Consider the following 21,161-nt stretch of genomic DNA (forward strand, 5'->3'; position numbering starts at 1 on the left):
CCACCACAGTGACTACTCTTCGTGGTGGTACATATTCAATCAGTTATCACCGTGCAAGCATGCATTGGGGTCATTCGCCACGCAGATCGGCCAGCAAACCCGGGAGGTCGTCGGGCTTCACGAGCACCTCGCGCGCCTTGGAACCCTCGCTCGGGCCGACGACGTTACGGCTTTCGAGCAGGTCCATCAGTCGCCCGGCCTTGGCGAATCCGACCCGCAGCTTGCGCTGGAGCATCGAGGTCGAGCCGAACTGCGTGGTGACGATCAGCTCGGCCGCCTGGATCACCAGGTCGAGGTCGTCGCCGATGTCCTCGTCGATCTCCTTCTTGACCGGCGCGGCGGCGACGTCATCGCGGTATTCGACCTGCATCTGCTCCTTGCAGTGCGTGACGATCCCGGCGATCTCCTTCTCCGCGACGAACGCGTTCTGGATGCGGATCGGCTTGCTCGCCCCCATGGGCAGGAACAACGCGTCACCCTGGCCGACCAGCTTGTCGGCGCCTGGCTGGTCGAGGATGACCCGCGAGTCGGTCAGGGAGGACACCGCGAACGCCAGCCGGGAGGGCACGTTGGCCTTGATGAGGCCGGTGACCACGTCGACCGAGGGCCGCTGGGTGGCGATCACCAGGTGGATGCCCGCCGCGCGGGCGAGCTGCGTGATGCGCACGATCGAGTCCTCGACGTCGCGCGGGGCCACCATCATGAGGTCGGCCAGCTCGTCCACGATCACCAGCAGGTACGGGTAGGGCTGGTAGACGCGCTCGCTGCCCGGCGGCGGCTGCAGCTTGCCCGCCCGCACGGCCTTGTTGAACTCATCCACGTGCCGGAACCCCGACGCCGCCAGGTCGTCGTAACGCCGGTCCATCTCCCCCACGACCCATTCGAGGGCCTCGGCGGCCTTCTTCGGGTTCGTGATGATGGGGGTGATGAGGTGGGGGATGCCCTCGTACACGCTGAGCTCGACCCGCTTGGGGTCCACCAGCACCATGCGCACCTCGTCGGGGGTGGCGCGCATGAGGATGCTGGTGATCAGCCCGTTGACGCAGACCGACTTGCCGGCGCCGGTGGCGCCGGCGATGAGCAGGTGGGGCATCTTGGCGAGGTTGGCGACGATGGTGCGGCCCTCGACGTCCTTGCCCAGGCCGACGATCATCGGGTGGTGGTCGGCCTGCGCCACCTGGGAGCGCAGCACGTCGCCCAGCGAGACCAGGTCCTTGTCGGCGTTCGGGATCTCTACCCCGATGGCCGACTTCCCCGGGATGGGGGAAAGGATGCGGACATCGGCGGACTTGACGGCGTAGGCGATGTTCTTGGTGAGCGCCGTGACCTTCTCCACCTTGACCGCGGGCCCGAGCTCGATCTCGTAACGGGTCACGGTCGGGCCCCGGGTGAAGCCGATCACCTGCGCGTCGATGGTGAACTGCTCCAGGACGCTCGTCAGCGCGTTCACCACGGTGGTGTTGGCCTTGGTCTGCGGCTTGGGCGCGCTGCCCGGGGTGAGGCGCTGCAGGTCGGGCACGCTGTAGGGGCCCGCCTGCGGCGACAGCACGAGCTGCTCCACCTTACGCGGCGCGGGAGTCGGCTCCGGCGCCTCAGAACGCCTCTCAGCCTCGGGAGCGGGCGCCTCCTCCTCGTCGGTCAGCCCCGGGACGATCTCGGGCGAGTGGTCGCTCCGCTTGTCCTTCTCGGCCAGCACGGGCGTGTCGTACGGCTTGATCAGGTCGCCGGGCTCGCCGTCCTCGGACTTCTTGGTCCTGACCCGCTTCCTGGCCGGCGACTTCGGCTGCTCGCTCTCGGAGTGCCGCTCGAAGAGCAGGTGCTTGAGCTCGGACAGCCGCTCGGGGATCCGGTGCACGGGAGTCGCGGTGATCACCAGGATCCCGAACCCGGACAGCAGCAACAGCAGCGGGATCGTGACCCACGGCGGCAGGATGCTCATCGGCGGCGCCGACACGATGAACCCGACCATGCCGCCGGCCTGCGACACCTTGTCCATGCCCTGGCCCTCGCCGGCCGGGTAGGGGGTGTCGTTCGCGACGTGGATGACGCCCAGCACGCCGACCAGCAGCGCGGCCCACCCGATCCCCATGCGCCCGGTGTCGGCGTTCTGGTCGGGGTGGCGCAGGTAGCGCCAGGCCAGCAGCCCGAGCAGCAGCGGCAGCGCCCAGGCGAGCGAGCCGAACACGCCCCGCACGGTCGTGTTGACCACGCCGGCCACCGCGCCGTCGGAGTTGCGCCACGTCATGGCCGCGAGCACGATCGCTCCGGCGAGCACCGTCAGGCCCACCCCGTCGCGCCGATGCGCGGGATCGAGTTCGCGGGCGTTCTTGCCCAGCGCCCGCGCGGTGCTGCCGATGCCGTTGGCGAGCAACATCCACAGCCCGACGATCAGCTTGCCGATCATGGTGAAGACCCAGCTGATGGGGTCAGGATGGGTCACTGAGGACTTGCGGCCGGCGGCGGTTCCCTTCGCCCTGGACCGCCCCGCCGACGTGCTCCCGCGCTTGGCAGGGGTCGAACGAGACGAGGTCGACCGCTTCGTCGGCCCCTTCGATGCGCTTTTCGGCGTACGGGTGGCCATGATGCCAAAGGTACGACGGAGACACCGCTGTACGCGCGTAGGCTCGCCGGTGTCCTGACATATGAACGCCTCAAAGCTGACCCCGTACGGACGACAGGGCCTCGAACGCGGCCTGCATGACCCCCACCCGATCCGCCAGATCCTTGACCGCCTCCCGCACCCCCTCGTCCTCCGCGTCCGACTCCGACAACCCCTCCAGACGCGACTCCACCGCCCCGAGCCGCCGCGCGAAGTCCCCCAGCGCCTCGTTGTCACGCACGAGCTGGGTCAGCATCGCCGCCTGCTCCATCAGCACGGCGCTCTTGCGGAACAACTCCAGGAACACCGCCACCTTCGACCTGAGCACCCACGGGTCGAAGGGCTTGGTGAGGTAGTCGACGGCGCCCACGGCGTAGCCGCGGAAGGCGGCGCCCGCGCCGGGCTCGGTGCCGGTCAGGAAGATGATCGGCACGTCGCGGGTCTGGTCGAGCCGCTTGATGTGGGCGGCGGTCTCGAAGCCGTCCATGCCGGGCATGAGCACGTCGAGCAGCACGACGGCGAAGTCGTGCCGCAACATCAGCTTCATCGCCTCGGGCCCCGACCTGGCCTTGAACAGGGGTTGCTGGAGCGGCCGCAACACCGCCTCCAGCGCGATCAGGCTCTCCTGGTTGTCGTCCACCAGAAGGATGTTGACCTGGCGGTTCATCCGCCAGCCTCCCGTTCGCCCGCGAGCCACCCGCGCATCACCTCCAGCAGCTGATCCAGGTCCACGGGCTTGGGCACGTAGTCCGACGCGCCGCACGAGATCGTCTTCTCCCTGTCGCCCGGCATCGCCTTGGCGGTGAGCGCGATGATCGGCAGGTCGGCGAACCTGGACATCCGCCGGACGGCGACGAGCGTCTCGTATCCATCCATCTCCGGCATCATCACGTCCATGAGGACCAGCGCGATGTCCACCTCGCGCTCCAGCGCCTCGATGCCCTCCCTGCCGTTCTCGGCGTAGACGATCTCCATGCCGAGCCGGCCGAGCACGTGGGTCAGGGCGTACACGTTGCGGATGTCGTCGTCCACGATGAGCACCCGCCGTCCGGCGAACGTCTCCCCGAGCGCGCCGTCCTTCAGCCGGGTGAGCTCGGAGGCGGACTGCCACAGGTCCTCGCCCACGGCGGGCCGGTCCGCGCGTGGCTCCGGCTCGCCGGGCGGGCTGGGCACCGGGGAGCCTGCGGGGACGTACAGCGTGAACGTGCTGCCCCGGCTGGGAGTGCTGCCGGCGTGGATCTCGCCGCCGAGCAGGCGGGCGATCTCGCTGCTGATCGACAGGCCGAGCCCGGTGCCGCCGTATTTGCGGCTGGTGGTGCCGTCGGCCTGCTGGAAGGCGCCGAAGATGGCTGGCAGCTTGTCGGCCGCGATGCCGATGCCGGTGTCGCTGACGGCGAAGGAGATCATCGGGTGGCCCTCCTCGTCGAGTCTGTCCTCGGCGAGGGTGACCGCCAGGCGGACCTCGCCCGCGGAGGTGAACTTGACCGCGTTCGACAGCAGGTTGCGCAGGATCTGCTGGAGGCGGCGCTCGTCGTTGTACAACACGCGGGGGGCGACGGGGCCGACCTCGATCTCCAGCTTGAGCCCCCGGTCCACGGTGAGGGGGCGGAAGGTGGCGTCCACGTAGTCGAGCAACTTGCTCAGCGGCAGCCTCTCCGGGCGTACGTCCATGCGCCCCGCCTCGATCTTGGACAGGTCGAGGATGTCGTTGATGAGCTGGAGCAGGTCGCTGCCGGCGTTGTGGATCGTGGTGGCGAACTCGACCTCCTGCTCCGACAGGTTCCCCCCGGGATTGTCGGCCAGCAGCCTGGCCAGGATGAGCAGGCTGTTGAGCGGGGTGCGCAGCTCGTGGGACATGTTGGCCAGGAACTCCGATTTGTAGCGGGAGGAGGTGGCCAGCAGGTGGGCCTTCTCCTCCAGCGCGGCGTTGGACCTGCGCAGCTCGGCCTGCTGGCGCTGCAGCTCGTCGGAGCGGCCCTGGAGCTGCTGGGCCAGCCGCTGCGACTCCGACAGCAGCGCCTCGGTGCGGGCGTTGGCGATGATCGTGTTGATCGCCACGCCGATGGTGACCACGAACTGGTCGAAGAAGGCCAGGTGCACGTCGCTGAACCGGCTGAACGAGGCCAGCTCGATCACCCCGAGCACGTGGTCCTCGAACACGATGGGCAACACCACCACGCTGGCCGGCGCGGCCTCGCCCAGCCCGGAGCGGACCTTGATGTAGCCGGGCGGCACGTCCTCCAGCAGGATGCGTTTGCGTTCGAGCGCGGCCTGCCTGATGAGCCCCGGCCCCGGGGCGCCCTGGCCGGGCCGCATGTCGTGGGCGGCGCCGTAGCCGGCGATGAGGGCCAGCGAGCCGGCGTCGGTCAGGAAGAAGGCGCCGTGCTGAGCGTTGACCAGCGGTGTCAGCTCGCGCAGGATCAGGTCGGCCACCTCGACCAGGTTCCTGTGCCCCTGCATGAGGCCGGCGATGCGGGCCAGGTTGCTCTCCAGCCAGTCCTTGGCGCGGGTGGTCTCGCGCAGGTTGGCGACCATGAGGTTGACGTCGTTCTTCAGCTCGGCGACCTCGCCCTTGGCCTCGACGCTGATCGAGCGGGTCAGGTCTCCCTGGGCGACGGCGCTGGCCACGTCGGCGATGGCGCGTACTTGGGTGGTGAGGTTGCCGGCGAGCTGGTTGACGTTCTTGGTGAGGCGTTCCCAGGTGCCGTAGACGCCTTCGACCTCGGCCTGGCCGCCCAGCCTGCCCTCGGAGCCGACCTCGCGGGCGACCCTGGTGACCTCGGAGGAGAACGACGACAGGGTGTCGACCATGGTGTTGATCGTGGACTTGAGCTCCAGGATCTCGCCGCGGGCGTCCACGTCGATCTTCTTGGAGAGGTCGCCGTTGGCCACGGCGGTGGCGACCTGGGCGATGTTGCGTACCTGGCTGGTGAGGTTGGAGGCCATGAAGTTCACGTTGTCCGTCAGGTCCTTCCACACCCCGCTCGCCCCGCGCACCCGTGCCTGACCGCCCAGCCGCCCCTCCGTACCGACCTCACGCGCCACCCGCGTCACCTCGTCGGCGAACGCCGAGAGCTGGTCCACCATCGTGTTGACGGTGTCCTTGAGCTGGAAGATCTCGCCCTTGACGTCCACGCTGATCTTGCGGCTGAGGTCTCCCTGGGCGACGGCGGTGGCGACCTGGGCGATGTCGCGCACCTGCTCGGTGAGGTTGGAGGCCATGAAGTTCACGTTGTCCGTCAGGTCCTTCCACACCCCGCTGACCCCGCGCACCTGCGCCTGACCGCCCAGCCGCCCCTCCGTCCCAACCTCACGCGCCACCCGCGTCACCTCATCCGCGAACGCCGAGAGCTGCCCGACCATGGTGTTGACGGTCAGCTTGAGCTCCAGCAGCTCGCCGGTGGCCTCGACGGTCACCTGCCGGGTCAGGTCGCCCCTGGCCACGGCCGTGGTCACGACGGCGATGTCGCGCACCTGGGCGGTCAGCCGCCCGGCCATGGCGTTGACCGCCTCGGCCACGTCACGCCAGCTCCCCGACATGCCCTGCGCCTTGGCCCGGCCGCCGAGCCGTCCCTCGGTGCCGACCTCGCGGGCCGCCCTGGTCACCTCGCCGGAGAACAGCGCGAGCTGATCGACCATGCGGTTGACCGCCTTGCCCATCAGGCGCAGCCCGCCGCGCAGCGGCCGGTCGTCCTCCTCCAGGTCCACCCGCTTCGACAGGTCGCCGTCCGCGACCGCGTTGACCACTCTGGTGGCCTTGGCGGCCGGGATGACGAGCGCGTCGATCAGGGTGTTGACGGCCGCCACGTTGGCCGCCCAGGCCCCCATGCCCGGGCCGGGATTGACCCGCTCGTCGAGCCGCCCGCGCCTGGCCACCTCGGTGCGCAGGCGGGCCAGCTCGCCCGACAGGTGTTCGTTGCGGTCGAGCACCTGGTTGAGCATGGTCGCCAGCTCCGCGAGAACGGGCGTGTCCGGCGGCTCCAGCCGCGCGCGGAAGTTGCCGTCACGCAGCCCGCGCAGGGCCACGAGCAGCGGGCGGAGGTCCGCAGGGTGGAGCGATCCAGGGACATATGCGGAATCCAACTGCGCGACCATGGCGGCCTTCTTCACAACTGGAGGTATCAGCGGCACCAGTCTGCCACCCTGAGAGTGACCGAACTGCCACATCGAGTGATGTTCTAGGACGCAGAGTGGACACGACCAGGGTGTCGAGCACGGCCTTCGACGGCACTGCCCATGCGCCGGCGCACGCGCGCAAGTTCGTCCGCCAGGTGCTCGGCGAATGGCGCCTGAGCCACCTGGCGGAGGACGCCGTGCTCCTGACCAGCGAACTCGTCACGAACGCGGTGGTGCACGCGGGCACCGGAGTCGAGCTGACCTGCCGCTTGGACGTCGACGCCATCCCGGCCAAACTCGAGATCGAGGTCGACGACCAGCACCCCACGCGCACGATCCCGAGCCCGGGGTCCGTCTCTCCCGAGGGGCCGCTGGCCACGTCCGGGCGGGGGCTGGCGCTCGCCGGGATGCTGGCCGACGCCTGGGGCGTGACCTACACCAGGACGGCCAAGCGCGTCTGGGTGCGCATGGAGCTCGGCGAAGGCTGTGACCCGCAGGAAGCCCAGCCGGGGCCGCCGGGCCGCGCCGTGGCGCCCCTGGAGACGCTGCACGTCGGCGTGGTGGTCGCCGACCTCGACGGGGTGGTGGAGTCGTGGAACTCCGAGGCGGAGAAGTTGCTCGGCTGGCCGGCGGAGCAGGTCGTCGGCCGGTCGCTGAAGGAGCTGGTGGCCTGGCGCGGCCACGGCCCCTACGCGTTGTCGCTGGCCGACACCCTCGGCCTGGTCCGCTGGCGGGGCGAGGCGCGCATGCGGCACCTCGACGGCAAGCTCGTCCCCGTCTACGTCTCCCATCTGCGTGCCCGCGGGCTGGCCGGGGAGCGCCGGACGATCTGGATGATCGTGGCCGGCGACCACCGCTACGTGCTGACGCCGCCGCCCCCGCCGGTGCGCAGGGAGGCGGGGCAGCGCATCAAGGAACTGATCGACCAGGACACGCCGTTCACCGAGTTGCTCGACACGATCGCGCAGATCGTCCAGGTCTCCAGCGGGGGTGACGCCGCCTACGTGCTGCTGGCCACCGAGGGCGGCAACCGGTTCGGCGTGGCGGCGGGCGCGGGCGCGACGGCGGCGCTGGTCGGCGTGCTGGCCACGGGCGTGCTGGGCGCCGACCGCAAGGCGCCCGCCATGATCGAGGACCTGCTCGCCGGTGACGTCGAGCTGGCCCAGCAGTTGCGCGCCAGGTCGCTGGCGTGCGCGCCGCTGCTGGTGGCCGGCGAGGTGATCGGCTATCTCGTGGTCACCGCCGCGCAGGCGAACCGCTTCGACCAGGAGCTCACGGTCAGCCTGCAGCACATCGCCGAGCAGGTGGCCGTTCCTGTGCAGCGGGAGCGGCTGGCCGAGCAGGACCGGGCCCATCGGGGGCGGCTGTCGTTCCTGGCCGAGGCGGGCGAGTTGCTGGCGGGCGTACACGATGAGGAGCTGATCGCGGCGCTCACCGCGCAGCTCGTGGTGCCCAAGATCGCCACGTGGGCGGCGGTCTATCTGACCGACCTGACCGGGATGACCAGGCTCGCCCACGTCTGGCACAGCGAGGAGCGCCACAACGCCGACCTGCGCAAGTCGTTGCCCGCCATCCCGCGCACGGCGCTCACCGAGGTGAGCTGGCCGGTGGGCCCGGAGACGGTGCTGGCGTTCCCGCTGCTGACGCAGGGCAGGTCGCACGGCGCGCTGGTGATCGGCCGCTCCGAGCCGACGCTGCCGCTGGAGCTGGCCGACCTGCTGGCGGACCTGTGCCGCCTGGTGGCGCTCAACCTGCACACGGCCATGTTGTACGCCAGGCAGGCGACCACCTCCCGGGTCCTGCAGCGCAGCCTGCTGCCCGTGCGCACGGCGCCCATGCCCGGCCTGGAGTCCGCGGTGATCTACGAGCCGGCCGAGGAGGGCGCGGACGTCGGGGGCGACTTCTACGACCTGTTCACGGTGGCCGACCACTGGTGCTTCGCGCTGGGCGACGTGTGCGGCAGCGGCCCGGAGGCGGCCGCGGTCACGGGGCTGGCCAGACACGCCGTACGCCTGCTCGCCAAGGAGCACTACACGGTGGCCGACATCTTCGACCGGCTCAACCACGCGCTGCTGGAGGAGGGCGAGGAGGGCAGGTTCCTGAGCCTGCTGTGCGGGGAGCTGACCCCGCTCCCGCAGGGCGGCGCGCTGTGCACGATCGCCTCCGCGGGTCATCCTCCGCCGCTCCTGCTGCGGGCGGACGGCGAGGTCGAGGCCATGGCGAGCCCGCAGTTGCTGCTGGGCATCGAGACCGGCGCCAGGTTCTACGTGGAGACGTTCGAGCTGGCGCCGGAGGAGGTGCTGCTGTGCGTCACCGACGGCGTGACCGAGCGCCGCAACGGCGACCGGCTGCTGGACGACGGGAACGGGCTGGCCGCGCTGCTGTCCGGCTGTACGGGGCTGAGCGCCCACGCGGTGGCCGAGCGGGTGCGGCACGCGGTCGAGACGTTCGCGGCCGAGCCGTCGCAGGACGACGTGGCCCTGTTGGTGATCAAGGCCTCCGCCACCCTGCGGCAGGTCATATGAAGCGGTAGGTGGTGGTGGAGGTGCGGCGCTCCCCCGGCCGCAGCACGGTGGAGGGGAACTGCGGCTGGTTCGGCGAGTCGGGGAAGTGCTGCGTCTCCAGGCACAACCCGGCGAACGGCCCGAACGGCGTCGCGGCCCCGTCCAGCATGCCGCCCGCGTAGAACTGCACGCCCGGCTCGGTGGTCGTGACCTCCATGGTCAGCTCGCCGCCCGTGACCTTGACGCCGCCGTCGCCGCCGTCGAGCACGAAGCAGTGGTCGTAGGCGCCCTCGTACCGCTCGCCCACCGCGTGCGGCTCGATGAAGTCGAACGGCGTGCCCTTGACCGGCGCGAGCTCGCCCGTGGGAATCTTGTCGTCGTCCACCGGCAGGTAGTGCTCGGAGCCCATCTGGACGACGTGGTCGAGCACGTCGCCCGCGCCCTTGAGGTTGAAGTAGGAGTGGTTGGTCAGGTTGACCACGGTCGGGGCGTCGCTCTCGGCCGCGTAGTCGATGCGCAGCGCGTCGTCCGCCAGCGTGTAGGTGACCGAGGCGGTCAGCGTGCCCGGATAGCCCTGGTCCCCGTCGGGGCTGATCAGCGTGAGCGTCACCGACGAGTCCGTGCGGCCGGCGATCGTCCACACCTTGCGGTCGAAGCCCTCGGTGCCGCCGTGCAGGCTGTTGGGGCCGTTGTTGGCGGGCAGCCGGAACTCGACCCCGTCGAGGGTGAAGCGGGCGCCCGCGATGCGGTTGCCGTACCGGCCGACGACCGCGCCGAAGTAGCGGCTGCGGGTGAGGTAGTCGTCGAGCGTGTCCAGCCCGAGCACGACGTTGACCCCGGACACCTCCAGCGTGCGCACGATGGCGCCGTAGGTGAGCACCTCGGCGCGCAGCCGTCCCGACGACAGCGCTACGCGCTCGACCTGCTGGCCTGATGGCAGCGTTCCGAAGATCATGTCTGTGCCCTTCCCGTGGACTCGCGGACTATGAGGGCGGTGTCGAGGGTCACTGTCGCGCCCTCGCCCCCCGACTGCAGCAGCAGATCGACGGCCATCCTCCCCGCGGCCACGGCCGGCATGGCCACCGTGGTCAGTTTGGGCCGGTTGAGCCGTCCCGGCAGGATGTCGTCGAACCCGATCACACTTATCTGGTCTGGTACCCCTATCTCCATCGCCGACAGCCCCTCGATGAGGCCGAGCGCGACGAGGTCGTTGTAGGCCAGCACCGCGCTCGCGCCGCAGGCGGCCACCTCGGGGGCCACGGACAGGCCGCCCGCCTCCGTCGGCTGGTTGGGGCCGAAGAAGACCAGGTCGAGCCCGACGGACTCGGCTGCCACGCCCTGCATCTCGTTGCTGGTCCACGAGCCGATCGGGCCGGACACGAGCGCGATCCTGCGGTGGCCGAGCGCGGCCAGGTGCTCCAGCGCCAGCTTGGCGCCCTGGGCGACGTTCATGAGGACGGCGGGCATGCCCTTGATGCGCCGGTTGATCACCACGAACGGCACGTCCTCCGCCAGACGCTCGATCATCTTGTTCGACAGCCGGGGGCTGCACAGCAGGACGCCGTCCACCTGCTTGGTGAACGTCCTGATCAGCTCCTCCTCCACCCGCGGGTCCTCATCGGTGTCTGCCACGAAGACGTGGTAGTCACGCCCTCTGGCCTGGGCCTGGGCGGCCTTGATGAGCGGCGGGAAGAACGGGTTGGAGATGTCGGCCACGATCAGGCCCATGTTGAACGTGCGCCCCGTGGTGAGCGCCCTGGCCGCCCGGTTGGGGCGGTAGCCGAGGTCGTCGGCGACGGCCAGCACACGACTCCTGGTGGCGGGATTGACCAGGTGCGGTGCGGAGAAGGTACGCGAAACAGTGGAGACGTGTACGCCGCAGGCGCGGGCCACATCCTTGATCGTCGCCGACATCGCCGCTCTCCCTTGCAAACGGTTGCCAGATCAAACCTTGACCTTTGTGCTTGTTGCCGTCAAGGTTCTTGCAACCGGTTGCTATGAGCTAGGTCACCATTTGCCGCCGAGTTCGTTCACCGTGAAGATGCCTCCGGCGTTCTTGTGCACCGGTTCCGACAGGTCGGGTTCGCCGTGCTGGGCGAGGAGGGCGGCGGCGAAGGGCTCGGAGGAGTCGCGGGAGTCGTACCCGATGGCCTTCCCCTCCTCCAGCGACCACCACCGGCGGGGGCTGTCGGAGACGCCCCAGACGACGTGGTAGCCGGGCGCCGTCAGCCCGGCCTCGACCAGGCGGGTCAGGTCGTCGGCCGAGATCCACGTGGCCAGCCCGCGGGTGTCCTGCGGCGCGTCGTTGCAGGTGCCGAGCCTGACCACGGTCACGTTCATGCCGAACCGGTCGTGGTAGAGGCTGCCGAGCGCCTCCATGACGACCTTGCTCACGCCGTAGAAGGTGTCGGGCCGCGGAAAGGCGTAGTCGGGCAGGTCCTCACCGGACTCCGGCCTGGGGTGGAAACCGGCCGAGTGGTGGCTGCCCATGAGAACGACGTGCTCGACCCCCTCCTTGTACGCCGCCTCCAGCAGAACCTGAGTCCCGTTGATGTTGGCCTGCACAATGTCGGCCCAGGGATGTTCCCTGCTCTGGCCGCCCAGGTGCAAGACAGCGTCCACGCCCTTCATCGCCTCGGCCATGGCATCCGGGTCGGCCAGGTCGGCCGTCACCCACTCCTCGCCCGGCCCGGGATCCAGCGGGTGAATATCGGAAAGCCGCAGCGTACGGCCCTCACCTGCGAGTCGCGGCCGTAGCAGCGTCCCGACCTTTCCAGCGGCCCCTGTCATGAGAATGCGCATGCATCATGATGTACACGAATCTGGCCGAAATTCACATCCTTGAATATTGACCGTGCGCCATGCCACTAGTTACGTTCACAGGCACACATCCAAGTCCACGACTCTCGTCCACATATGTGAACAGGAGGCGGTCTGATGTCACGTCGTCTGCTGGGAGTCGCGATAGTCACGACTCTGGCCGTAGGACTGACCGGCTGCGGTTCCGGGTCATCATCGTCTAGTTCGGACAACACTCTGGAGATCTGGATCAGGCAGGCGCCCGATTCCGACTCCGCCAAGACCGCCAAGAAGCTGGCCGACGCATTTACCAAGGCCAGCGGGGTGCAAACGAAAGTAGTCGCCCTTTTCGATGACTTCGAGACCAAACTGAACCAGCAGGCGGCGCAGAAGGATCTGCCTGACATCGTCATCAACGACACGGCCCAACTCGGCAACATGCAGTCGCAGGGCTGGCTGCAACCGGTCGACAAGGCCGCGCTGGCCGGCGGCGACCAACTCGCGGAGACGGCCTGGAAGGCCGCCGCCGGGGCCGACGGGAAGTACTACGCGGCTCCGTTCTCCGCCCAGTCGTTCGCGCTGATCGTACGCAAGGACTGGCGCGAGAAGGTCAAGATGGAGCCGCCCGCGACCTGGGAGGACCTCGCCAAGCTGGCCACCGCGTTCACCGAGCAGGACCCCGACGGCAACGGCAAGAAGGACACCTCCGGCTTCGTCGCCCCCGCGGGGACCAAACGCGGCTACGCCTCCTGGTACGCCTCCTCGCTCATCTACGCCAACGGCGGCGACTTCATCAAGTCGACCGGTGGGGGCAAGTTCGCCGCCACGGTGAGCGACCCCAAGACCGTGGAGGCCGTCCAGTACCTGCAGGACCAGTTCTGCAAGACCAAGACCGTCAACCCCGGCGCCGTCAGCAACGACACGACCGTCACGCACGAGGTCTTCGAGAAGGGCCTGGGCGGCATCTACCTGGTGGGGCCGTACGTGCTGGCCAGGTTCGTCACGAGCATCGGCACCGACAAGATCGAGGTCCTGCCCGTGCCCAAGGGCCCCTCCGGCGGTCCCGGCACGCTGGGCGAGGGCGAGAACGTCTACATGATGGCCGGGTCCAAGAACCAGGAGGCGCAGAAGAAGTTCACCGAGTTCGCGATCTCGCCCGAGGGCCAGAAGGTCGGCATGAACAAGGACGCCAACGGCGCCATTGTCCGCCTGCCGGTCAACACCACGGTCGACATGGCCGCCGAGCGGCAGGATCCGCGCTGGAAGGTGTTCCAGGACTCCTACGCGAACGCCGTCTACGCCCCGCCGGTGCCCAACTGGGCGCCGATCAGGCAGGACTCCGCCGACTCCATCAACACCGTCTGGGCCGACTGCGCGGCTGACGTCAAAACGGCGATGGATCAGCTCAACACCAAGCTGACCCAGGAACTGCAGAGCCAGAAAGCGTCATGACCTCCACACTCGCCCCGGCCTCCAACCGGACGGCGACCCCCGGCCACCCACCGAAGTCGGTGCGGTGGCGGGGGTCGCTGATCGCCTGGCTCTTCCTCGCGCCGGCGCTGCTGCTCTTCCTGTACTTCAAGTTCATCCCGATGTTCGTGGGCCTGTGGAAGAGCCTGTTCAAGGTCCAGACCTTCCTCGGTGACGAGTGGGTCGGCCTCCAGAACTACCAGACGATCATCACCGACGATGAGTTCGGTGCGGCGATCTGGCAGAGCATGGTGCTGGCGCTGGGCACCACGCTCGGCTCACTCGTGCTCGGCCTCGTGCTGGCGCTGCTCATCGAAGGCCCCGCCCGATATCTGTGGTTCGTCAGGACCGCGGCCTTCCTGCCGGTCGTCACCACGATGGCGGCCGTGGCCGAGGTGTGGCGCATCATGTTCCACCCCGCCGACAGCGGGATGCTCAACGTCGTCATCGGCTGGGTGGGCATCGACCCGCAGCCCTGGCTGGCCAGCGAGCACTCCTCGCTGTGGTCGATCATGCTGATGAGCATCTGGCGCGGCACCCCGTACGACATGATGATCTTCCTTGCGGGCCTGGTCGGCGTGAACCGCACGCTGTACGAGGCCGCGGCCGTGGACGGCGCCTCGACCTGGCGGCGGCTGCGGCACATCACGCTGCCGGCGCTGCGGCCGGTGTTCTGGATCCTGTTCACGCTGGCCGCCATTCGCGGGCTGCGGGTGTTCGTCGAGGTGTACGTGCTCACGAACGGCGGCCCCAACGGCTCCTCCGAGGTGCTGATGACGTTGATCTACAAGCTCGGGTTCCAGAAGAACGAGCTGGGGGTCGCCTCGGCGGGCGGGATCGTGTTGTTCCTGGCCACGCTGGTGCTCACCGTGATCGTCCAGACGATGCGGAGGAGGCAGGCGGCATGAGGTTCGACAGCGCGCTGGGCCTGGAGTCGCGGCGGGGGCCGCTGGCCGTCGTCGGCAAGGTCCTGATCTATGGGTTCATGGTGATCGTCTTCACCGGGCCGCTGGTCGGGTTGCTGATGAGCTCGTTCAGCAAGACCCTCGACCCCACCTCCTTCACCCTCTGGCCGGACGAGTTCACCCTCGAGAACTTCATCCAGGCCAAGGACAAGAACGTCTATCTCTACCTGCTCAACTCGTTCATCGTGGTGGGGTTCGGGCTGCTGCTGCAGATGCTGGTGAGCGTGTTCGCGGCGTACTCGCTGGCCCGTAAGAAGTTCCGTGGCATGACGTTGGTGATGCTGCTCATGCTCACCACGATGATGCTCCCCGAGGAGATCATCGCGATCCCCCTCTCCCTCGTCCTGTCCGACCTGCCCCTGCTGCACCTCAACCTCATCGGCACCTACGCCGGCATGATCCTGCCCGTCGGGGCCTGGGGCTTCTCCATCCTCGTCATGACGGAGTTCATGAAGGAGGTGCCGGTCGAACTGGAGGAGGCCGCGCGCATCGACGGCGCCGGCGAACTGCGCATCTTCGCCACGATCATCGTGCCGCTGTGCCGCCCCGCGCTCGGCGTGATCGGGGTCTTCGGGTTCACGATGATCTGGGACCAGTACCTGCTGCCGCTGATCGTCGCACCGGAGTCGGACATGTGGACGCTGCCCATCGCGCTGCGCTCGCTCCGCTCGGACGAGGAGGTCGGGATCGGTGTGCTGCTGGCGGCCTCGCTGCTGGCGCTGCTGCCCTCGATCATCGCGTTCCTGGCGTTCCAGCGGCAGTTCATGCGCGGTCTGACAAGCGGCGCGGTCAAGGGTTAGCCGTCCATGTATCTGGACGGCATCCCATATTCTGGATGCCCGAATCCGCCGAAGGATTACGAGATGGGATGAGCATGGAGCCCCAGCTGGTCAAGTCCGCGGAGCGGACCGTACGCATCCTGGAAGCGCTCGCCGAGTCGCACGACCACATGACGCTGTCGGAGCTCCAGCAGCGGACCGGCTTCCCGCGCAGCAGCCTGCACGCCCTCATGCGCACGCTGGTCGAGCTCAACTGGGTCGAGACCGACTCGGCCAGGTCGGCCTTCGGCATCGGGCCGCACGCGCTGCTGACCGGCACCGCGTACCTCGACAAGGACCCCGCGCTGCCGTTCGCCCAGGAGAGCCTGGAGGACCTGCGGGACGAGATCGGGCACACCGTGCACTTCGCCCGCCGTGACGGCGCCCATGTGCTCTACCTCGCGACCAGGGACTCGCGCGAGGCCGACCACATCATCCCGCGCGTCGGCCGGCGGCTGCCCGCCCACGTCACGGCGCTCGGGCAGGTGCTGCTCGCCCAGCTCACCGACGACGAGGTCGTGGCGCTGCTGCCCCAACCCCTGATCGCGCTGACCGACCACACCATCACCGACCTGGCCAAGCTGACAGGCGAGCTCGACCAGGTCCGCACCAGAGGCTGGTCCTACGAACGCGAGCAGGGCACGCCAGGCGTGGCCTGCGTGGCCGTGGCGGTCGACTACCGCATCCCCGCTACGGACGCGATCAGCTGCTCGATGCCCGCCGCCCTCGCGCCCGGCGCGGTCGAGCGGATCACCGAAGCGATCATCAAACACACCCGGAAGCTGGCTGCCACTCTCCGCCGGGAGGGCATCCGCTAGCTGGAAAGGAAGCGTTGATGCGCCTGGACGGCGTTCTCTTCTTCCCCGTGACCCCGTTCGGCCCCGATGGCGGCCTCGCCGAAGCCATCCTGGCCCGGCACGTCTCCGAGGGGGTCGCGGCTGGGGCGGGAGGAGTGTTCGCGGCGTGCGGCACCGGCGAGTTCAACGCCCTCGACCTCGATGAGTACACCCGCGTGGTGGCCACCTCCGCCACCGCCCTCACCACCTCCGGCACCGCCACTGCCGTCACCGCCACCTCCGGCACCATCGGCACCACCGCCACCACCGGAACCGCTCGTCCACGAACGCGATCAACCAATCACCGACTCACACGTGCAAACGCCCGTCCACCCTCCGCGGAACGGACAGCGGGTTGCTCTCCTTGAGCTCTTCCGGCAGCAACGCCTCCGGCCAGTCCTGGTAGGCAGTGGGAGCCAGCCACCGATCGATCGCCGTGGCGCCCACAGACGTGAACGTGGTCGTCGCAGCAGGCCACGGCCCCCCGTGCTGCATGGCCCAGCACACCGCGACCCCGGTCGGCCACCCGTTCCAGATGAGCCGCCCGGCCTTCCTTGCCAGCACCTCGGCGACCTCCGAACCCTCCTCGGGGTCAGTGCCGTGAACGGTCGCGGTCAACGACCCCTCGAGCCGCTCAAGAACCGGCCCCAGATCCGAGATTTCCCGATAAGTCACCACAATCGAGGCGGGCCCGAAGCACTCCTCCCCGATATGCGGCAGCTTCTCCGCGAACGTGTCGAGATCGGCGGTGAACACCTTGGGCGTGACCGCCCAGCTCCCCTCCCCCGGCTTGCCCTCGGCCAGCAACTGCAGCTCACCCAGCCGCTCGACGCCCCCGAGGTATCCGTCGCGGATCCGCTCGGCCAGCATGGCCCCGCCGCTGGTCCCTTCGACGGCCTCCACGATCGCCTGCCGCAGTTCCTCGCCCTCAGGCACGAACATGAGCCCGGGATTCGTACAGAACTGCCCGACGCCCAGCGTCAGCGACCCGGCGAACCCCGTCGCCACCTCCTTGGCAGGCGCCGACGGAAGCACGACCACGGGGTTGACGCTCCCGAGCTCGCCGAAGAACGGAATCGGTACCTCCCGCTCCTCGATCAGCTTCTGGATCGCCTTGCCCCCGGCCACCGACCCGGTGAACCCGGCCGCGACCACACTCGGGTGCTGTACGAGGTCGGCACCGGCCTGCATGCCCTGAACCAGCCCCAGCAGATCCGGGTACGGCAGTGCCTCCCGAACGATCTTCGCCACCCGCTCCGACGTGTTCGGGTGCCCGGGGTGCGCCTTCACGACCACGGGGCAGCCGGCGGCCAGCGCGGATGCGGTGTCACCCCCGGCCACCGAGAACGCGAACGGGAAGTTGCTGGCCGCGAACACGGCCACGACGCCCTGCAACGCGTGCTTCATCCGCCGCACGTCGGGCCTGGGCGGCGCGAGGGAAGAGTCAGCGTGATCGATGATGGCCTCCACGTAGGCGCCATCCCTGAGCACCTCGGCGAAGAGCCTGAACTGCCCCGCCGTACGCGCCACCTCGCCCCGCAGCCGTCCCTCGCCGAGCGCGGTCTCCTGGTCGGCGAGCTGCCACAGCTCTTCCACGTGCGCGGCGAGCGCGTCGGCGACGGCCTCCAGCGCGACGGCCCGCTCGGCCGCCGGAGTCGCCCGCCACGCCGTTCCGGCGGCGCCCGCCGCAGAAACGACCAGGTCGACCCCGGCGCTGTCGGTCTCGGGCAGGGCGGCGCCCACGGTCGCACCTGTCTTGGGGTCGTGTCCGTAGATCATCGAATGGCCCTTCGGAGTCTTGACACTTCTTCATCCCGATTCTTACAGTTGCGGCAACGTGTCCACAAATCTGGCTATTGTTCACATATATGGACGGCGCGCTAATGATCATTAGGCAGATCCACGTAACCCCCGTAGCTTTCCGGGATCCGCCCCTCCTGAACGCCGCCGGAGTCCACGAACCGTGGGCCCTCCGTACCATTGTCGAGGTCGTCACAGATGAAGGCCTGACCGGGTTGGGCGAGACCTACGGGGATCTCGATCATCTCGGCAAGGTACGCGAATGCGCGCAGGCCCTGATCGGCCTCGACATCCATGCCCTGAACACCATGTACGCCCGGATCGCCGCGATCGTCGGCGAGAGGGTGACCGACCTGCACGGCCTGACCGGCGTCGCCACGAAGGAGAAGAGCGTCGACCGGGTCTTCTCCCCCTTCGAAGTGGCTTGCCTGGACATTCGCGGCAAGGCGGCCGGCGTCCCGGTATCGGACCTCCTGGGCGGCAAGGTCAGGGACGCGGTCCCGTACAGCGCGTACCTCTTCTACAAGTGGGCCGGTCACCCGGATCAGGAACCCGACAGGTTCGGCGCCGCACTGGACGAGGCCGGCATCGTCGCGCAGACGGCGCTCCTCATCAAGGAGTACGGCTTCACCTCCATCAAGCTCAAGGGCGGTGTCTTCCCCCCGGACCAGGAGATCGCCGCGATCCGCGCGCTGCACGAGGCCTTCCCGGACATGCCGCTCCGCCTCGACCCGAACGCCGCCTGGTCGGTGGAGACCTCGATTCGCGTGGGCCGGGAACTGGACGGCACTCTCCAGTACCTGGAGGACCCGACCGCCGGCATCGCGGGCATGGCCGAGGTGGCCGCCGCCGTACCCATGCCCCTCGCCACGAACATGTGCGTGGTCACCCCTGAGCATCTCCCTCCCGCGATAGCATCCCGCGCAATCGGCGTACTCCTCCTGGACCACCACTATTGGGGCGGTCTCGTACGTTCGTCGCACATCGCCGCCATGTGCGACACCTTCGGCCTCGCCCTGTCCATGCACTCCAACTCCCACCTCGGAATCAGCCTGGCCGCCATGACCCACCTGGCCGCCGCCACACCGAACCTCACCTTCGCCTGCGACACCCACACCCCTTGGCAGGACGGCCAGGACGTGGTCCTGCCCGGCGCCCTCCGCTTCACCGACGGCGCCGTCCCCGTGCCCACCACCTCCGGCCTGGGCGTGGAACTGGACCGGGACGCATTGGCGGTGATGAACGAGCAGTACGAAAAGTGCGGAATCGTCGCCCGCGACGACACCTCGTACATGCAACGCTTCGCCCCCACCTTCTCCGCCAGGCGACCCCGCTGGTGACCCTCTCGCGACGGAGCGTCTTTCCTGGTGCCCGCGAAGGCAGCCTTTGCCGGTCCCCGCGAAGCGCCGTCTTTGCAGTGCCCGTGGAGCAGGTCCTTCCCGGTGCCCGCGATTGGGACCTTTGCCAGCGCCCCCACATCACCCCGCTGGCCACCCTCGACATCCACCTCGACCCGCACCTCAACGAAAAGCGCGAAAAGAGACCTCTTTCCCAGTGCCCGCGAAGGCGGTCATTGCCAGCGCCCCCCACATCACCCCGCCCATCACCCTCGACATCCACCTCGACCGGCACCTCGACGGAAAGCGGCGAAAAGAGACCTCTTTACCGGTGCTCGTGAAGGGGTCTTTGCCGGTGCTCGTGAAGGGCGTCAATGGGTGGCGTTCACCGGATGATGTCTTTGATCGCACCGCTGAGGACCGTCTCTTGTCGGCGCTCATCAGGAACGTCCATGCCGACGTATATCAACGGTCTTCTCGGCGGCGTTCCCGGGCGCCCGCCCAGCTAGGGAACCGCTCAACCTCCAGCAGCGAAGCCACGACCACCCAACGAACATCCGCAAACCCCCCTCAAGAACACCGACGATGAGCCCATCTGATAAACGTCGGCAAAGAAACCTACTGATGACTGTCGGCAAGGAGACCCGCTGGTGAACGTCGCCTACCTCTATCCGTGGGACGTGGTCGGGGACCCGTCAGCCCCCGGTCGCCTGGCAGACCTCGGCGTCCAGGCGGTCGCCCTGGCCGCCAGCTACCACTCAACGAGGGCGGCCACGCCGTACCACCCCGCCCACCGCGTACTGGATGTGCCGCACTCGGCCTTCTACCTCCCGATCCGCCCGGCGGCGTGGTCCCGCCTGATCCCCGCCGCCCCCACGTGGACCCCCGCCGACGCCTACCTTCAGGCGAGGGACGCGTTGAAGGCCGTCGGCCTCCAGGTGCACGCCTGGACGGTCCTCACCCACAACTCCCATCTGGGCACGGCCAACCCCGACTTGACCGTACGTAACGCCTTCGGCGACCCGTACCCGTACGCCCTGTGCCCCGCCCACGAGGACGTCATCGAGTACTGCGAACGCCTGGTCCAGGAAGTTCTCGAGATAGGCGAGCCGGACGGCCTGATCCTGGAGGCGTGCGGCCCCATGGGTTTCGGCCACCAGAGCGTCCATGAGAAGACGTCCGGCGCAGACTGGACACCGGTGGACATAGATCTCCTCTCCCTCTGCTTCTGCACAAGCTGCTCCCCTCGCTACCCATCAGCCACCAAGGCAGCGGTCCGCGCCGCCATAGACCGCTCGACCACCACAGCCCCCTCCGCACCCAGCACCATCGAAGAGGCCCTAGGCACATTCACCGATGAGGTACGCGCCGTCCGTGTCAGCCTGTCCACCACCCTCCGCGAGCGCCTGGTCTCCACCGCCAAGAGAATCGCCCCCAATCTCCCCATCACCCTGCACGCCAACCCAGACCCCTGGGCCACCGGCGCCTTCGCCCCGCTTCCCTCTGGTGAACCCGACGCAGACGTCCTGGTGGCCAACTGCTGGGGCGACCCGACCTCAGACGCCATCCGCCTCACCCGCCTGAAGGACCTCTCGACAACTGGCCAGCGAGTAGGCGCCTACGTCCTGACCCTCCCACCCCGCCCAGCCAACCCCGACACCTTGGCCGACCACCTGAGGACGTATGCCAAGGCAGGAGCGTCGGAGTTCCACCTGTACCACGCGGGCCTGGCTTCTCCCCAACGCCTGGCCGCCCTCTCCGAGGCCCTGCGCCTCCACCGGTAACCGCCCCTCACCCCCACGTAACCGCAACGGCGGCCCAGCTGACCACCGCCCGGCCGCCTCACCACACAGCCACCCGGGCCACCTGACCGCCTCACCACACAGCCACCCGGCCGCCTGACTGCCTGACCGCCCA

General features: G+C 68.7%; 15 protein-coding genes. 8 read left to right on the forward strand and 7 right to left on the reverse strand.

The features are described from left to right. Nucleotides 1-70: 70 nt before the first annotated feature. From ACFPZ3_RS16900 to ACFPZ3_RS16910, 3 genes are all read right to left on the reverse strand, one after another. On the reverse strand, nucleotides 71-2,581 hold the full coding sequence (locus tag ACFPZ3_RS16900) for a DNA translocase FtsK (RefSeq protein WP_379515053.1): 2,511 nt from the start codon (nucleotides 2,579-2,581) through the stop codon (nucleotides 71-73). A 70-nt stretch (nucleotides 2,582-2,651) separates the two neighbouring features. Further along, a complete protein-coding gene (locus ACFPZ3_RS16905; RefSeq protein ID WP_379515054.1) occupies nucleotides 2,652-3,266 on the reverse strand; it encodes a response regulator in 615 nt (204 codons plus the stop codon). Then, complete coding sequence (locus ACFPZ3_RS16910) at nucleotides 3,263-6,694, reverse strand: HAMP domain-containing protein (RefSeq protein ID WP_379515055.1); 3,432 nt, start codon at nucleotides 6,692-6,694, stop codon at nucleotides 3,263-3,265. Before ACFPZ3_RS16910 ends, ACFPZ3_RS16905 begins: the two co-directional genes overlap by 4 nt. A gap of 95 nt (nucleotides 6,695-6,789) precedes the next feature. Here ACFPZ3_RS16910 and ACFPZ3_RS16915 point away from each other — a divergent pair, with 95 nt between their 5' ends. Continuing rightward, nucleotides 6,790-9,240, forward strand: a complete 2,451-nt coding sequence (locus ACFPZ3_RS16915; RefSeq protein WP_379515056.1) for a SpoIIE family protein phosphatase — start codon at nucleotides 6,790-6,792, stop codon at nucleotides 9,238-9,240. On the opposite strand, the gene ACFPZ3_RS16920 is transcribed toward ACFPZ3_RS16915, so the two are convergent. The 3 genes from ACFPZ3_RS16920 to ACFPZ3_RS16930 form a co-directional block, all read right to left on the reverse strand. Then, nucleotides 9,233-10,174 (reverse strand): aldose epimerase family protein, encoded by a 942-nt coding sequence (locus tag ACFPZ3_RS16920; RefSeq protein WP_379515057.1) that lies wholly within the window; start codon nucleotides 10,172-10,174, stop codon nucleotides 9,233-9,235. The two genes, ACFPZ3_RS16915 and ACFPZ3_RS16920, sit on opposite strands and share 8 nt — an antisense overlap. Continuing rightward, a complete protein-coding gene (locus ACFPZ3_RS16925) occupies nucleotides 10,171-11,133 on the reverse strand; it encodes a LacI family DNA-binding transcriptional regulator (RefSeq protein ID WP_379515058.1) in 963 nt (320 codons plus the stop codon). The genes ACFPZ3_RS16920 and ACFPZ3_RS16925 overlap by 4 nt, the downstream gene beginning before the upstream one ends. Nucleotides 11,134-11,226: 93 nt before the next feature. After that, nucleotides 11,227-12,021, reverse strand: a complete 795-nt coding sequence (locus ACFPZ3_RS16930; RefSeq protein WP_379515059.1) for an NAD-dependent epimerase/dehydratase family protein — start codon at nucleotides 12,019-12,021, stop codon at nucleotides 11,227-11,229. Nucleotides 12,022-12,156: 135 nt separating this feature from the next. On the opposite strand from ACFPZ3_RS16930, the gene ACFPZ3_RS16935 reads away from it, so the two are divergent. The 5 genes from ACFPZ3_RS16935 to ACFPZ3_RS16955 all read left to right on the forward strand — a co-directional run bounded on the left by ACFPZ3_RS16935 (nucleotide 12,157) and on the right by ACFPZ3_RS16955 (nucleotide 16,475). Further along, nucleotides 12,157-13,470 carry a sugar ABC transporter substrate-binding protein gene (locus tag ACFPZ3_RS16935; RefSeq protein ID WP_379515060.1) on the forward strand — a complete coding sequence of 438 codons (1,314 nt, stop codon included), beginning with the start codon at nucleotides 12,157-12,159 and terminating at the stop codon, nucleotides 13,468-13,470. Then, on the forward strand, nucleotides 13,467-14,396 hold the full coding sequence (locus tag ACFPZ3_RS16940; protein WP_379515061.1) for a carbohydrate ABC transporter permease: 930 nt from the start codon (nucleotides 13,467-13,469) through the stop codon (nucleotides 14,394-14,396). Before ACFPZ3_RS16935 ends, ACFPZ3_RS16940 begins: the two co-directional genes overlap by 4 nt. Next, complete coding sequence (locus tag ACFPZ3_RS16945; RefSeq protein ID WP_379515062.1) at nucleotides 14,393-15,253, forward strand: carbohydrate ABC transporter permease; 861 nt, start codon at nucleotides 14,393-14,395, stop codon at nucleotides 15,251-15,253. Before ACFPZ3_RS16940 ends, ACFPZ3_RS16945 begins: the two co-directional genes overlap by 4 nt. A 68-nt stretch (nucleotides 15,254-15,321) precedes the next feature. After that, on the forward strand, nucleotides 15,322-16,089 hold the full coding sequence (locus ACFPZ3_RS16950) for an IclR family transcriptional regulator (RefSeq protein WP_379515063.1): 768 nt from the start codon (nucleotides 15,322-15,324) through the stop codon (nucleotides 16,087-16,089). 17 nt (nucleotides 16,090-16,106) lie between these two features. Next, nucleotides 16,107-16,475, forward strand: coding sequence for a dihydrodipicolinate synthase family protein (locus ACFPZ3_RS16955; protein ID WP_379515064.1), 369 nt, complete (start codon nucleotides 16,107-16,109; stop codon nucleotides 16,473-16,475). Here the strand turns inward: ACFPZ3_RS16955 and ACFPZ3_RS16960 are convergent. Then, nucleotides 16,417-17,886, reverse strand: a complete 1,470-nt coding sequence (locus tag ACFPZ3_RS16960; RefSeq protein ID WP_379515065.1) for an aldehyde dehydrogenase (NADP(+)) — start codon at nucleotides 17,884-17,886, stop codon at nucleotides 16,417-16,419. The two genes, ACFPZ3_RS16955 and ACFPZ3_RS16960, sit on opposite strands and share 59 nt — an antisense overlap. Before the next feature lie 104 nt (nucleotides 17,887-17,990). Between ACFPZ3_RS16960 and ACFPZ3_RS16965 the strand changes: the two genes are divergently transcribed. Beyond that, nucleotides 17,991-19,247: a glucarate dehydratase family protein gene (locus ACFPZ3_RS16965; RefSeq protein ID WP_379515187.1), complete on the forward strand. Its 1,257-nt coding sequence runs from the start codon at nucleotides 17,991-17,993 to the stop codon at nucleotides 19,245-19,247. Nucleotides 19,248-19,894: 647 nt separating this feature from the next. Continuing rightward, nucleotides 19,895-21,028: a glycoside hydrolase family protein gene (locus ACFPZ3_RS16970; protein WP_379515066.1), complete on the forward strand. Its 1,134-nt coding sequence runs from the start codon at nucleotides 19,895-19,897 to the stop codon at nucleotides 21,026-21,028. The last annotated feature ends 133 nt before the right edge of the window (nucleotides 21,029-21,161 follow it).

Source organism: Nonomuraea insulae (genome assembly GCF_042656245.1).

Excerpts from the sequence above, each read along its gene's own strand:
- ACFPZ3_RS16900 (WP_379515053.1), bottom strand. The coding sequence starts at position 2,581 with ATGGCCACCCGTACGCCGAAAAGCGCATCGAAGGGGCCGACGAAGCGG.
- ACFPZ3_RS16905 (WP_379515054.1), bottom strand. The coding sequence starts at position 3,266 with ATGAACCGCCAGGTCAACATCCTTCTGGTGGACGACAACCAGGAGAGC.
- ACFPZ3_RS16910 (WP_379515055.1), bottom strand. The coding sequence starts at position 6,694 with ATGGTCGCGCAGTTGGATTCCGCATATGTCCCTGGATCGCTCCACCCT.
- ACFPZ3_RS16920 (WP_379515057.1), bottom strand. The coding sequence starts at position 10,174 with ATGATCTTCGGAACGCTGCCATCAGGCCAGCAGGTCGAGCGCGTAGCG.
- ACFPZ3_RS16925 (WP_379515058.1), bottom strand. The coding sequence starts at position 11,133 with ATGTCGGCGACGATCAAGGATGTGGCCCGCGCCTGCGGCGTACACGTC.
- ACFPZ3_RS16930 (WP_379515059.1), bottom strand. The coding sequence starts at position 12,021 with ATGCGCATTCTCATGACAGGGGCCGCTGGAAAGGTCGGGACGCTGCTA.
- ACFPZ3_RS16935 (WP_379515060.1), top strand. The coding sequence starts at position 12,157 with ATGTCACGTCGTCTGCTGGGAGTCGCGATAGTCACGACTCTGGCCGTA.
- ACFPZ3_RS16940 (WP_379515061.1), top strand. The coding sequence starts at position 13,467 with ATGACCTCCACACTCGCCCCGGCCTCCAACCGGACGGCGACCCCCGGC.
- ACFPZ3_RS16945 (WP_379515062.1), top strand. The coding sequence starts at position 14,393 with ATGAGGTTCGACAGCGCGCTGGGCCTGGAGTCGCGGCGGGGGCCGCTG.
- ACFPZ3_RS16950 (WP_379515063.1), top strand. The coding sequence starts at position 15,322 with ATGAGCATGGAGCCCCAGCTGGTCAAGTCCGCGGAGCGGACCGTACGC.
- ACFPZ3_RS16955 (WP_379515064.1), top strand. The coding sequence starts at position 16,107 with ATGCGCCTGGACGGCGTTCTCTTCTTCCCCGTGACCCCGTTCGGCCCC.
- ACFPZ3_RS16960 (WP_379515065.1), bottom strand. The coding sequence starts at position 17,886 with ATGATCTACGGACACGACCCCAAGACAGGTGCGACCGTGGGCGCCGCC.
- ACFPZ3_RS16965 (WP_379515187.1), top strand. The coding sequence starts at position 17,991 with ATGATCATTAGGCAGATCCACGTAACCCCCGTAGCTTTCCGGGATCCG.